Source organism: Citrobacter sp. wls829, assembly GCF_005280825.1.
Lineage (GTDB): Bacteria > Pseudomonadota > Gammaproteobacteria > Enterobacterales > Enterobacteriaceae > Citrobacter > Citrobacter gillenii.
In genome coordinates this window covers 93,362-106,708 of the sequence record NZ_SZWP01000038.1, presented here as the reverse complement: position 1 = coordinate 106,708, position 13,347 = coordinate 93,362, and the positions used below count along the sequence as shown (strand labels likewise).

General features: G+C 56.0%; 13 protein-coding genes. 2 read left to right on the top strand and 11 right to left on the bottom strand.

Going from position 1 to position 13,347, the window contains the following annotated elements; all coding sequences use genetic code 11:
* Position 1: 1 nt before the first annotated feature.
* The 5 genes from menH to FDW88_RS04975 all read right to left on the bottom strand — a co-directional run bounded on the left by menH (position 2) and on the right by FDW88_RS04975 (position 4,735).
* Positions 2–760 carry a 2-succinyl-6-hydroxy-2,4-cyclohexadiene-1-carboxylate synthase gene (menH, locus tag FDW88_RS04995; protein WP_137362132.1) on the bottom strand — a complete coding sequence of 253 codons (759 nt, stop codon included), beginning with the start codon at positions 758–760 and terminating at the stop codon, positions 2–4.
* Positions 757–2,427, bottom strand: a complete 1,671-nt coding sequence (gene menD / locus FDW88_RS04990) for a 2-succinyl-5-enolpyruvyl-6-hydroxy-3-cyclohexene-1-carboxylic-acid synthase (protein ID WP_115257916.1) — start codon at positions 2,425–2,427, stop codon at positions 757–759. The genes menH and menD overlap by 4 nt, the downstream gene beginning before the upstream one ends.
* 84 nt (positions 2,428–2,511) lie before the next feature.
* The gene (menF, locus tag FDW88_RS04985) at positions 2,512–3,810 is read right to left on the bottom strand and encodes an isochorismate synthase MenF (RefSeq protein ID WP_117343413.1); all 1,299 of its coding nucleotides are present in this window, start codon (positions 3,808–3,810) and stop codon (positions 2,512–2,514) included.
* A 104-nt stretch (positions 3,811–3,914) separates the two neighbouring features.
* Complete coding sequence (gene elaB, locus FDW88_RS04980; protein ID WP_096756382.1) at positions 3,915–4,220, bottom strand: stress response protein ElaB; 306 nt, start codon at positions 4,218–4,220, stop codon at positions 3,915–3,917.
* 53 nt (positions 4,221–4,273) lie between these two features.
* Entirely contained in the window at positions 4,274–4,735 is a 462-nt protein-coding gene (locus FDW88_RS04975; RefSeq protein WP_096756381.1) for a GNAT family N-acetyltransferase, read from the bottom strand.
* A 67-nt stretch (positions 4,736–4,802) separates the two neighbouring features.
* Between FDW88_RS04975 and rbn the strand changes: the two genes are divergently transcribed.
* Positions 4,803–5,720 (top strand): ribonuclease BN, encoded by a 918-nt coding sequence (gene rbn / locus FDW88_RS04970; protein WP_137362131.1) that lies wholly within the window; start codon positions 4,803–4,805, stop codon positions 5,718–5,720.
* Positions 5,721–5,784: 64 nt separating this feature from the next.
* On the top strand, positions 5,785–6,789 hold the full coding sequence (locus tag FDW88_RS04965; protein WP_137362130.1) for a chemotaxis protein: 1,005 nt from the start codon (positions 5,785–5,787) through the stop codon (positions 6,787–6,789).
* A 58-nt stretch (positions 6,790–6,847) separates the two neighbouring features.
* Here FDW88_RS04965 and nuoN read toward each other — a convergent pair whose 3' ends face one another.
* From nuoN to nuoI, 6 genes are all read right to left on the bottom strand, one after another.
* Positions 6,848–8,305 (bottom strand): NADH-quinone oxidoreductase subunit NuoN, encoded by a 1,458-nt coding sequence (gene nuoN / locus FDW88_RS04960; RefSeq protein ID WP_115257911.1) that lies wholly within the window; start codon positions 8,303–8,305, stop codon positions 6,848–6,850.
* Positions 8,306–8,311: 6 nt separating this feature from the next.
* On the bottom strand, positions 8,312–9,841 hold the full coding sequence (gene nuoM / locus FDW88_RS04955; RefSeq protein WP_117343410.1) for an NADH-quinone oxidoreductase subunit M: 1,530 nt from the start codon (positions 9,839–9,841) through the stop codon (positions 8,312–8,314).
* Between the two features lie 251 nt (positions 9,842–10,092).
* Positions 10,093–11,934, bottom strand: coding sequence for an NADH-quinone oxidoreductase subunit L (gene nuoL, locus FDW88_RS04950; protein ID WP_096756376.1), 1,842 nt, complete (start codon positions 11,932–11,934; stop codon positions 10,093–10,095).
* Positions 11,931–12,233 carry an NADH-quinone oxidoreductase subunit NuoK gene (gene nuoK / locus FDW88_RS04945; RefSeq protein WP_006683663.1) on the bottom strand — a complete coding sequence of 101 codons (303 nt, stop codon included), beginning with the start codon at positions 12,231–12,233 and terminating at the stop codon, positions 11,931–11,933. Before nuoK ends, nuoL begins: the two co-directional genes overlap by 4 nt.
* Positions 12,230–12,784, bottom strand: coding sequence for an NADH-quinone oxidoreductase subunit J (nuoJ, locus tag FDW88_RS04940; protein ID WP_096756375.1), 555 nt, complete (start codon positions 12,782–12,784; stop codon positions 12,230–12,232). The genes nuoK and nuoJ overlap by 4 nt, the downstream gene beginning before the upstream one ends.
* Before the next feature lie 11 nt (positions 12,785–12,795).
* A complete protein-coding gene (nuoI, locus tag FDW88_RS04935; RefSeq protein ID WP_096756374.1) occupies positions 12,796–13,338 on the bottom strand; it encodes an NADH-quinone oxidoreductase subunit NuoI in 543 nt (180 codons plus the stop codon).
* Between the last annotated feature and the right edge of the window lie 9 nt (positions 13,339–13,347).

The window sequence follows — 13,347 nt, the reverse complement described above, 5'->3', positions numbered from 1 at the left end:
GTCAGCGACGCAGAATCTGAGCCAGACAGTCTACTACGCCCGCGGGATTGTCCCGATGCGCGTTGTGTCCAGCGTGAGGAATCACATGGTTCGGTACAGACATTTCCGTCGCCAGAGCGCAGAATTTATCGTCACGTTCACCACATAAATAATAAAACGGAAATGTGCGCGTGGTGAGAGGCGCACGTAAATCGGGTTGACCCGCCAGCGAGGTGGCCTCCAGCATAGCGGCAAGCGTAACGCCATTGTTCTGGCTACGCAGGTCAACCAGCACCTGCCGTTGCGCAGGGCTTAGCGAGGCAAAAACCGGTTGTTGGTACCAGTCGTTAAAAACATCACGTAGCGGCTCGTGGCGAAAACGTGCGGCCCAGCGACCGTCGGACAGGCGACGCTGCGCGCGCTCGTCTTCACTTTGCAGCCCCGGATGCCCGCCTTCGACCACCAGGCCGCAAAGCCCTGACATCCCCTGGCAAGCCGCCATCATCGCCACTCGGCCGCCAAGAGAATATCCCACTAGCCAGTAGTTAAGTATGTTGTAACTAAATAAAGTATTACGCAGCAGTTCGCTGACGTCATCAAATCCGCTGACGTGAATATCCGCAGAACCGCCGTGTCCGGGCAAATCAATATACAGCCGTGAACAGTCCGCAAACTGCTCCCCGACCGGCTGCCATTCCCGGCAATCGCCGGAGAAGCCGTGCAGGAAAACCAGCCAGGGGGCATCCGCCTGGTCCTTGTTCGCCTGCGCGTGCAGGATCATAGATGACTCACCTGCGCCAGCAGCTGCTGCAGGGTTTGCGCCCCGTCAGTCTCATTGACCACCAGCTCAATCACCGTGGCGGCCGGAGTACGCCAGGCTCCTGCCAGTGCACGTTCCAGCTGTTCCCAGTTTTCCGGGCGGTGATATTTGAGGTTAAACATCGCTGCCGCATGATCAAAATGGACGTTCTGCGGCATCAGATAGAACCGTTCACGCTCACTTTGCGGTGTCGGCAACAGGGAGAAAATCTGCCCGCCGTTATTGTTCACCACAATCAGGACAAACGGTGCGGAGACCTGGCGCAATAAGGCCAGCGCATTCAGATCATACAGCGCCGATAAGTCGCCGACGATGGCCAGCGTCGATTTCGCGCTGGCTCGCTGTACACCTGCCGCGGTTGACAGTAGACCGTCGATACCGCTGGCCCCGCGATTGCTGTACACCGGATACCCTGCCGGAAGCTGAGACAGTGCGTCAATCAGACGTACCACCAAACTGTTGCCGACAAACAGCTGGCCCTGTTCAGGCAGATACTCGCGAATGCGGTGCGCCAGCTGCGCCTCACCAAACGCCTCGCGACGCGCTGCCACCGTCTGCCACGCCTGTTCCGCGAGGCGTGGAACATCGACGCACCAGGGCTGGCGTTTCTCTGCCGGATGCAGATCCAGCCAGTCGCTAACCTTCGCGACTAACCTGCGTCCACGATGATGAGCGGGATCCAGCCGTCCTTCGATATTGTCGACAATCCAGTATTCTTGCGGGTTACAGGTAGCCTGCCATTGCAACAGACGTTTTCCGGTCAGGCTGCTGCCCAACTGCACCACAATCTGTGCCTGCTGTAATTCGGTCACCGCTTTCGCATTGCCCAACCACAGGTCGGCACACGGCAGCGGCTGTCCGGTTTGCGACAGCACATCGCCAATCAGCGGCCAGCCTAACGTCTGCGCCCACAGCGCGACTTTCTTACCCTCTTCCGCCGTCATACGCCCGGCAATCACCACGCCGCGCTTTTGCCGCCAGAAGAACCAGTCGCGCTGTTTGTCACTTTCCAGCCGACGCGCTTCGCGCAGCCAGGGTTTATCATCCTGCCACCAGTCACCCAGCCGCTGCTGCCACTCAATGCCTGTGTCGTCCATCTCGCCATACAGCGGCTCCGCAAACGGGCAGTTAATGTGTACCGCACCGCTGTGCAGTGAAGCCATGGCATTATCGAGGGTGGAAACCAGCCAACTGGCGGGAATGTCCTGCGTCGGACGCGGTAAAGAGAGCGTTTGCGATGGATGAGAAGCAAACATTCCCGGCTGACGAATCGCCTGATTCGCCCCGCAGTCGATAAGCTCAGGCGGTCTGTCCGCCGTGAGTAAAATCAGTTTTTCACCGGTAAGACCGGCTTCGATAAGCGCCGGATACAAATTCGCTACCGCCGTACCGGAGGTCACAATCACCGCAACCGGCTGCCGGCTGACCTTGGCCAGACCTAAGGCCAGATGCCCCAACCCGCGCTCGTCAAAGTGGGTATGGTGGATAAAGGCAGAATTCTCCGCTGCGGCCAGCGTCAATGGCGTCGAACGAGAGCCAGGCGCAATGCAAACATGCCTGACGCCGTGCCGAGTGAGTGCTTCCAGTATGACCGCCGCCCAGCGTCGGTTAAATGCGCTTACTGACATAAGATTGTCCGGTATCAATATTGCGACACAGTATAAAGAATCGAATAAATGGATTTTTGATATGAGTCGATAATGTGTGACTCATTAGGCTTCCATCTGTAATAAAGTACGTAAACCCGCCGCTTTATTGTCTATTTCCTGCCATTCTTGTTCGGGATCGGAGCCGCGCACAATCCCGGCCCCAGCGTACAGGCGCACCACATTGCCGCTAATTTTCGCCGAACGTAGCGACACGCAAAACTCACTTTGTTGCAGGGAGAGATATCCCGCAGAGCCGGCATACCATTCTCGTTCAAAAGGTTCATTATGCTGGATGAATGCGCGCGCCCGTTCACGCGGAATGCCCGCCACTGCCGCGGTCGGCTGGAGCTGCATCAGGCAAAGCGTATCGTCCGGTTGATTCAGCGCAGTCCAGATACAGCGGCGCAGATGCTGCACTTTGCGCAGTCTGAGCACCTGCGGTGGCAGCACGTCGAGGGTTTGCGTACAGTTTTGCAGTCGCTGACAGATATCTTCCACCACCAGCATATTCTCACGCTGGTTTTTATCGTCCTTCATCAGCCACTCGCCGAGCTGCCAGGCCCGGTGGTCGTCAGGATGATTAGCGACGGTTCCGGCCAGCGCTTCGGTACGCAGCGCCGTGTCACGCCGCCGATACAGACGTTCAGGAGACGATCCCAAAAAAGCGCACTCGGCGGAAAACGCCATAAAGAAATGGTAGCAGTTAAGGTTTAAGCGACGACTGGAGGCCATCACCGACGCGGCGTTCACCGGCTGTGAGAACTGTAAATCGGTTGCCCGCGCCAGCACCACTTTGTCGAGCGCTTCCCCGGCAATGGTTTGGGTCGCCAGTTCAATCAGGCGCGTCCAGCCCGCTTTATCCGGCCAGTGCTGCTCAGCGGTTAAATTCAGGCGCAGTGCGGGAAGCGGCTTCACGTTGGCAAGCGTTGAAAGGAAGGCGCGCGCGTGCACGGCATCGTCTTGCAGCGACACGTCGCTATACAGGTGTAACCGTAAGGTTGCCACGCCTGCGCAACGCCGCCATTCCAGGCGAGGTAGCAGTAAATTGCCGCGCTGGGGTTCAAACGCATTCAGGCCCCAGATGCGCAGTTCAGGATGGTCTTCATGCTGGTGTAAAAACTGCTGAGCGACGGCCAGAGAGGAAAACGTTGCCACGGCACCCAGCACGGCGGCTTCTTCATCACCGTTACGCTGTTGCCAATAAAACTGCGGCCAGACGGGTTGACTGGCCAGCCAGCCCAAAGCGTCGAAAGCATCATTCAGAGGGAAAGGGATGTCGTAAATACGAATGCCAGGTGCTGCCGGTATCTCTTGCGTCAAAAGGCGCATCAGATTTTCCAGCGCAGTAGTAATTGAATGCACGCAGACCTCTCCCTGTTAAAAACCTCTCATTATACGGGGTACTGACGAGAAAAAGCAGTACCCCCGTTTAGGGAGTACTGACAAATGCGATGAAGGTGTCGAATTTATCGCCGTGCTAACAATAAACCCATCACTAAACCGACCGTTGCACCCACGCCGATCCCGCGCCACGGTTTATCATGCACATAGTCATCTGCCCGGCAAACGGCCTTTTTCGCGCGATAATAATAGCTGTCCGAAGCGTGGCTGACGCGATTTCTCACCTCTTCTAACGCCTGTTCGGCTTTCGCTTTTAACTCCAGGTACTTCTGGTCGGCAGGATCGCCCGACGAGCGCAGCACTTCTTCCAGCGTTTCGCTGAGTAATTCCAGGTCATCATCAATACGTGATTCATAAGAATGAAAAGACATTATTTTCTCCCTTTCTATTTACGTACCCGCTAACTATAGACGACCTGAGCTGTTTACGCTTGATGTCCCTCACGCGCCATGCCGATGTGCGGAATACCATCTTCATCATAGATATCCGTCACCGGAACGAAACCAAAGCGCGCGTAGAAAGGTTGCAGATGCGCCTGCGCGCCCAGATACAACGCCTTGTGCGGCCAGTGCTGAGCACAGGATGCCAGCGTCTGCGTCATCAGCTGCTGCCCCAGTTTTTCCCCGCGTAACGCAGCGCTGACAATCACCCGACCGATAACCACCGGTTCGAGATCGTCGTCGCTTTTCAGAATCCTCGCATACGCCACCAGCCGATCATTATGCCATCCCAGAAGGTGTCGGTTTTCACCCGTCAAGTCATCGCCGTCCACATCCTGATACGGACACTGTTGCTCAACAACAAACACCGCACAGCGCAGCTGAAGAATGGCATACAGTTGCTGGACGGTCAGTTCTGTATGGTGGAGATCTTGCCAGTGAATCATTGTCTGCCCCTTGGTTGTGATAACCTGAACACCCTGCCTTATTGATGGCGAAAAGTGTAATACTAAGATGGAATTAATTTTTTTAGGCACGTCTGCGGGAGTCCCCACGCGCTCCCGCAATGTAACGGCAATATTACTCAATCTGCAACACCCTACTCAGGCGGGATTGTGGCTTTTCGATTGCGGCGAAGGAACGCAGCACCAGATGCTGACCACGCCATTCAATCCGGGAAAACTCGATCGTATTTTTATCAGCCATTTGCACGGCGATCACCTTTTTGGCCTGCCGGGACTGCTGTGCAGCCGCTCGATGGCCGGAAACGTCCAGCCGTTGACGCTGTACGGGCCAAAAGGGTTACGTGAATTTACCGAGACTGCATTACGCCTGAGCGGCTCCTGGACCGATTATCCGCTGGAGATTGTGGAAATTACCGCCGGAGAAATTCTCGACGACGGTCTGCGTAAAGTAACGGCTTTCGCGCTGGCGCATCCGCTCGAATGCTACGGTTTTCGCGTTGAAGAACATGACAAACCCGGTGCGCTTGACGCCAGCGCGCTGAAGGCAGCGGGCGTTAAGCCAGGGCCGTGGTTCCAGGATCTCAAAGCCGGTAAAACCGTCGTGCTGGAAGATGGTCGTTCCCTTAACGGTGCTGATTTTCTCGCCCCGGCGATTCCGGGCAAATCCGTGGCGATATTTGGCGATACCGCGCCGTGCGCCTCCGCCCTCGAACTGGCAAAAAGGGTGGATGTGATGGTACATGAAACCACGCTGGACGCCTCGATGGAAGAAAAGGCCAACAGTCGGGGACACAGCTCCACCCGCCAGGCTGCGATGCTGGCACGGGAGGCAGGTGTGGGCCGATTGATTATGACTCACGTCAGCTCGCGTTATGATGAAAAAGGCTGCCAACGTTTGCTCGAAGAGTGCCGGGCGCTGTTTGCGGACACCGAACTGGCGCACGATTTCGCCGTTTTCACGGTTTAACGCTCTATTTTTCCGCCTCAGTGCCGATAACAGTGAAAAGGCTGGCGTTCACACTGAGGACAGGATGAATAATATTCAGAAAGACATTGATGACAGGACAAACCTAACCCTGTCTAACCGCTTTGAACTGCTGCTGTTTCGCCTCGGCACATCGCTGGATGAGCAGAAATCAGAGCTGTTTGGCATCAACGTATTTAAGCTGCGCGAAATTGTCCCCATGCCCGCATTTACGCGTCCGGCGGGCATGAAAGCCCCGTTGCTGGGCATGGTGAACATTCGCGATCAGGTGATCCCGGTGATCGACCTGCCCGCCGTTGCCGGATGCAAGCCTGAGACCGGACTGAACATCCTGCTGATCACCGAATACGCCCGTAGCGTACAGGCGTTTGCGGTAGAGTCAGTGGAAAACATTATGCGCCTGGACTGGCAGCAGGTGCATACCGCCGAGAAAGCCGTCAACGGTCGCTATATCACCAGCATCGCCTGTCTGGATGATAACAAAGAAACAAACAACCTGGCGCTGGTACTCGACGTCGAACAGATCCTGTATGACATTGTGCCGTCAAACCACGATCTGCGCGCCACCCACCTGGAGACCAGTAAATTCAATATCACCCCAGGTGCCGTGGCGATTGTGGCAGAAGACTCCAAGGTCGCCCGGGCGATGCTGGAAAAAGGGCTTAACGCCATGAACATTCCGCACCAGATGCATGTCACCGGCAAAGACGCGTGGGAAAAAATTCAGCAGCTGTCCCTGGAAGCACAGGCGGAAGGCAAGTCCATCAGCGAGAAAATTGCGCTGGTGCTTACCGATCTGGAAATGCCGGAGATGGACGGCTTTACGCTGACCCGCAAGATTAAGACCGATGAACGCCTGAAGAAGATCCCGGTCGTCATCCACTCGTCCCTTTCCGGCAGCGCCAATGAAGATCAGGTGCGCAGAGTGAAGGCCGATGGCTACGTGGCGAAATTCGAGATCAACGAGCTGTCTTCCGTAATCCAGGAAGTGATGGAGCGCGCGGCGAAAGACATTAATGGGCCACTGGTGAGCCGCCAGATTTCAGCCTGACTGAACTCAGCACATAAAAAAACCCGCCGCGGCGGGTTTTTTCGTTTTAGCGTATCGCTTACATCAGCGGCGTCGCTAACTGCACGATGCTGATCAGCGGTTGCGGGTAGATACCCAGCACCAGCACCAACAGCGCAGAGATCAGCACCACGATGCCGCCCGCGCTGTACTGCCAGTTAGACGGTGCATCACGGTTCAACTGCTGCGGTGCGCTCAGGTACAGGCTCACGGCAACGCGCAGGTAATAGTACAAACCAATCGCGGAACCGACCACCACGGCGGCAACCAGCCACCACAGGTTAGCCTGCACACCGACGGCCAGCACGTAGAACTTACCGATAAAGCCCAGCGTCATCGGGATACCCGCCAGAGACAGCATCATCACCGTCATCACAGCCGCGAGGATCGGACGATGCCAGAACAGACCGCGGTAGGAGAACAGTGAATCCGCATCCGGACCACGATACGGGCTGGACATCAGGCTGACCACACCGAACGCGCCGAGGCTGCTGAACAGATAACCAGCCAGGTACACGCCTACTGCTTCCATCGACATCTCGCCACTTTGCAGGGCAATCAGCGCCACCAGCAGGTAACCAAGGTGAGAGATAGACGAATAACCAAGCAGACGCTTGATGTTGGTCTGGCTCAGCGCCATCAGGTTACCGAAGATGATAGAGGCAAAGGCAATCACGCCCAGCACAATACGTACTGCTTCGCTGTCGCCAACCGGCGCGTACAGGAACAGACGCATCACCACGCCGAAGATAGCGATTTTGCTCGCCGTCGCCAGGAAGGTGGACACCGGAGCCGGAGCACCCTGGTAGACGTCTGGCGTCCACAGGTGGAACGGCACCAGAGAGAGCTTAAAGCCCAGACCGACGATCATCATCCCGAAGCCTGCCAGCAGCAGCGGTTCGTTCAGCATACCGTCGCCGAGGCTCTTACCGAGTGCCACGAACGACAGGTTGCCGGACTGCGCGTACACCAGCGCCATACCAAACAGCAGGAATGAAGACGCTGCGGCAGACAGAATGGTGTATTTGATACTGGCTTCCAGCGAGCGTTTCTGACGAAACGCATAGCCCACCAGACCAAACAGCGGCAGAGAGATCAGTTCGATACCGAGGAACAGCGCCGCCAGATGGTTAGCGTTAGCCAGCAGAATACCGCCCAGCGCGGCAATCAGCACCAGCAGGTAGAACTCTTCCCGGTTGTCGTCATAGCCTTCCAGCCATGGGTAGGCAAAGGTACAGGTAGCAAGGCTCGCCAGCAGGACCATCCCGGTGTAGAGCATCGCGAAACCGTCAACCCGCATCAGCGGGGTGACGTCCATGGCGCCTGCCTGGCCAACAAACCAGAGCGAAACCAGCGCGGCGTTAAGCCCAATGACCGACAGCGTGGCATTGAGGAAGTGATTGCGTCGCCACGCAATGGAGAGCATCACAACCACCACCGTCAAGCCGACGATCAGCAGCGGTAGCAGCGCAATCAGGTGTTGTGGAGTTATTGTCATGGCGATTTACGGCCTTGTAGTAGTAACGGAATTAACAAACCACTGCTGGATGTTGCTCATCGCAGAATGCGAGGTATCCAGAATCGGCTGCGGATAGAAGCCAAGCAGTACCAGAAGCACGACCAGCAACAGGATGATAAACAGCTCACGCAGCGACATCCCTGGCAGTTCAACACTGGCAATCTGGCTTTTCGCTTTACCAAAGTAAGCGCGATGCAGCATCGCCAGCGAGTAAACAGAGGCAAACACCAGACCGAAGGTCGAGATCACGGTAATGACCGGAACCACCTGGTAGCTGCCGAACAGAATCATAAATTCGCCAACGAAGTTACCGGTTCCCGGCATACCCAGCGTACAGACCGCGAAGAACATCGACAGCGCAGGCAACCATTTCATTTTGCCCCACAGGCCGCCCATCATACGCATATCACGCGTGTGCAGACGTTCGTACAGCTGACCACACAGAATGAACAGGCCGGCCGCAGACAGACCGTGCGCAATCATCTGGATAACCGCACCCTGGTACGCCAGCTGGCTACCGGTGTAGATAGCAATCAACACGAAGCCCATGTGCGAGACGGAGGTGTAGGCAATCAGACGCTTGATATCGTACTGATTAAAGGCCATCCACGCGCCGTAGAAAATACCGATAACACCCAGCCACATAGCGATAGGTGCGAACTCCGCAGACGCGTTCGGGAACAGCGGCAGGGAGAAGCGCAGCAGACCGTAGGCCGCGGTTTTCAGCAAAATCCCCGCCAGGTCAACGGAACCTGCGGTCGGTGCCTGGGAGTGCGCATCCGGCAACCAGCCGTGCAGCGGAACCACCGGCATTTTCACCGCAAAGGCGATGAAGAAGCCCAGCATCAGCAGATATTCCACGCCGTGGGACATCGGTGTGTTCAGCAGTTCTTCATAGTTGAAGGTCCAGACGCCGGTGGCTTTGTAGTGCACAAATACCAGCGCCAGGATGGCAATCAACATCACCAGACCACTCGCCTGGGTATATATGAAGAACTTGGTGGCCGCCGTGATACGCGTTTTACCGTCGGACGCTTTATGCCCCCACAGCGCGATCAGGAAGTACATCGGCACCAGCATCATTTCCCAGAAGAAGAAGAACAGGAACATGTCGATGGCCAGGAACACGCCGATCACGCCGCCGAGGATCCACATCAGGTTCAGGTGGAAGAAGCCCTGGTACTTTTCAATTTCATTCCAGGAACACAGTACCGCCAGAACACCGAGCAGACCGGTCAGCACCACCATCAGCAGCGACAGACCGTCGATAGCTAAATGAATAGAGATGCCAAAGCGCGGGATCCACGGCATGACGAACTCAGACTGCCACTGCGGAATACCAGCGGATTGCGTCAGTGAATAACCGCCCTGCAACCACAATTGTAGGCCAAGCGCCAGCGTCAGTCCCATGGTAATCAGCGCGATCCAGCGCGGTACCTTCACGCCAAAGCGTTCGGTCTGCCAGCACAGGAAACCACCGATAAAGGGGATTAATATCAACCAAGGTAATAACATAGCTAAGTATGTCCCTTATATTTATTCCTGCTCAGGCTATCTCACTCGTCAGCCCAAATCCCGGCAGTGCTCGCAATCCTCACGTACTTCAGTACGCTCCGGTTGCTCTGCGCTGGCGGTATTCGGTCTGACTTCGCCGATGACGCCTGTACTTCAGGAACAGATTTTCAACGAATTCTAAAAATTATTTTTGGGTTTGTAGGCCGGATAAGCGCAGCGCCATCCGGCAGTCGTTCATCCGGCCAACAAACTCAACGCAGTACCATCAGCAGTGCCAGCACGACAACCGCACCGATGCTCATTGACGCGACATACCAGCGCAGATACCCGTTCTCACTGAGCAGCAGACCTTTGCCTGCAAAGCGGGAGAGGATCGCTGGAATGTTCATCATTGCGTTCATCGGGTCGCGTTTCAGCAGCCAGGCAACGCCAAGGAACGGCTTGACGAACACTTTGTCGTACAGCCAGTCAAAGCCCCAGGCGTTATACCACCAGGTGCCCAGCAGACGGCCCGGCGCACTGTTGGCAATCGAGGTCACAAGCGTACGTTTACCCAGCCACAGCCATGCTGCAATCAGGATCCCCGCAATCGCGACGATGCCAGAGGTAATTTCCAGCGTCATCACGCTACCATGCGGCAGCTCGGTGGTTGCCGGAAGCACGCCATGCAACGGAGGCACAATCAGCGCGCCAACGAAGGTGGACAGGATCATCAGCACAATCAGCGGCAGATGGTGGGTAATCCCCTTCCCTGCGTGCGCGTGAATTTGTTCTTTACCGTGGAACACGATGAAAATCATACGGAAGGTGTACAGAGAGGTCATAAACGCACCGACCAGACCTGCCACCATCAGATTGATATGACCGTTCGCCATCGCACCGGCCAGAATCTCATCCTTACTGAAGAAGCCTGCGGTAATCAGCGGCAGAGCCGACAACGCCGCGCCGCCAACCAGGAAGCTGAGATAAACCAGTGGGATTGACTTACGCAAGCCGCCCATTTTGAAGATGTTCTGTTCGTGGTGGCAGGCCAGGATCACCGAACCCGATGCCAGGAACAACAGCGCTTTAAAGAAGGCGTGCGTCATCAGGTGGAAAATCGCCGCATCCCAGGCCTGAACGCCAAGCGCCAGGAACATGTAGCCAATCTGGCTCATGGTGGAATACGCGAGAACGCGTTTGATGTCGGTTTGTACCAGTGCGGCGAAGCCTGCCAGAACCAGCGTGATCGCCCCGATAATCCCCACCAGGTGCAGAATTTCCGGCGTCAGCAGGAACAGGCCGTGGGTACGCGCAATCAGGTAGACACCAGCAGTAACCATCGTTGCGGCGTGGATCAGCGCGGAGACAGGCGTCGGGCCAGCCATCGCATCAGCAAGCCAGGTCTGCAACGGCAACTGCGCCGATTTACCGACCGCACCGCCCAGCAGCATCAGGGTTGCCCACATCAGCATGTCATTGCCCGCGGCAAAGTGCGCCGGTGCCAGTTCAACCATTTCGCGGAAGTTCAGCGTGCCCAGCTCGTTGTAGAGAATGAACAGCGCGAACGCCAGAAATACGTCGCCGACACGGGTTACCACGAAGGCTTTCATTGCCGCTGCGCCATTCTTCGGATCGGTATAGTAGAAACCGATCAGCAGATAGGAGCACAGGCCCACGCCTTCCCAGCCGAGGTACATCAGCAGCAGGTTATCCGCCAGTACCAGAATCACCATGCTGGCGATAAACAGGTTGGTATAGGCGAAGAAACGGGAGTACCCCTCTTCCCCGCGCATGTACCAGGAAGCGAACATGTGAATCAGGAAACCAACGCCGGTTACTACTGAGAGCATGGTCAGCGACAAGCCGTCCAGCACCAGATTAAAACCGATGTTAAAGTCGCCAACAGACATCCACGTCCACAGCGGAACGCTAAATGCCTGTTTACCGTTAGCGAAGAAATCGACGCCAATAAATGCAGTGACCAGCGCCGCCAGGCCAATCGACCCGACGCCCACGGTAGCGGACAGATTTTCTGACCAACGACCACGAGAGAACGCCAGTAATACAAAGCCAAGAAATGGCAGAATAATGGTTAAGGCAAGCATGTTCATCCACGCATCTCACTTACTGAATCGATGTTCAGGTTCTGGCGGCGGCGATGAAGTTGCAGCAACAGCGCAAGTCCAATGCTCGCTTCCGCAGCCGCAAGGCTGATGGCGAGAATGTACATCACCTGACCATCGGTCTGGCCCCAGTAGCTTCCGGCGACCACAAAGGCCAGCGCAGAGGCGTTAATCATGATTTCCAGCCCAATCAGCATAAACAGCAGATTGCGGCGGATAACCAGACCGGTTAAGCCCAGTACGAATAAGACAGCCGCGAGGATCAGTCCATGTTGTAAGGGGATCATGCGTGCTCCTCCGTTTTTCTTTTCGCGCGGTCATCCGTGCGGTTGCTCAGCACTTCGCCAGAACGCTCTTCGCGACCGACGTGGAAGGCCACAACCAGACCCGCCAGCAGCAGCATTGACGCCAGCTCAACCGCCAGGACATAAGGTCCGAACAGCGAGATGCCGACCGCTTTCGCGCTAATTGGCGTCCCGTCGATGCCCTGATCGTTAACGCCAAGAATCGCGTAGACAATCACCGCCAGCATGATGGCCGACAGAATCGCCGGACCAATCCACACCTGCGGCCTCAGCCACTGACGTTCCTGTTCGATTTCAGCACCGCCCAGGTTGAGCATCATGACCACGAACACGAACAGCACCATAATGGCGCCCGCGTACACGATAATTTCCAGCGCACCGGCAAAGTAAGCGCCCAGCGAGAAAAACACCCCAGAAATCGCCAGCAGCGAAATAATCAGGTACAGCAGTGCGTGTACCGGATTGGTGTGAGTGATGACCCGCAAGGTTGCGAGAATGGCTATCAGGCCACAGATATAAAAAGCGAACTCCATTGCCCCTCTCCTTACGGTAACAGGCTCTTGACGTCGATAGGCTTGGCTTCGTTCTCTGCTTCGCCCTTATCTTTGCCGTCGATTGCCATACCTGCCATCCGGTAGAAGTTATATTCCGGATATTTACCCGGACCGGAGATCAGCAGATCCTCTTTCTCGTAAACCAGATCCTGGCGCTTATACTCACCCAGTTCGAAATCTGGAGTAAGCTGAATAGCCGTTGTCGGACAGGCTTCTTCGCACATACCGCAGAAAATGCAGCGTGAGAAGTTGATGCGGAAAAACTCCGGATACCAGCGACCATCTTTAGTCTCTGCTTTTTGCAGAGAGATACAGCCGACCGGACAGGCTACCGCACACAGGTTACAGGCAACGCAGCGCTCTTCGCCGTCCGGGTCGCGTGTCAGTACGATACGACCACGAAAACGGGGCGGTAGATAGACCGGCTCTTCCGGGTACATCTGCGTTTCGCGTTTGGCGAACGCATGCAGGCCGATCATCCAGATACTACGAAGCTGGGTGCCTGCGCCTACAAGTAATTCTTTTAAGGTCATGGTCTTTGT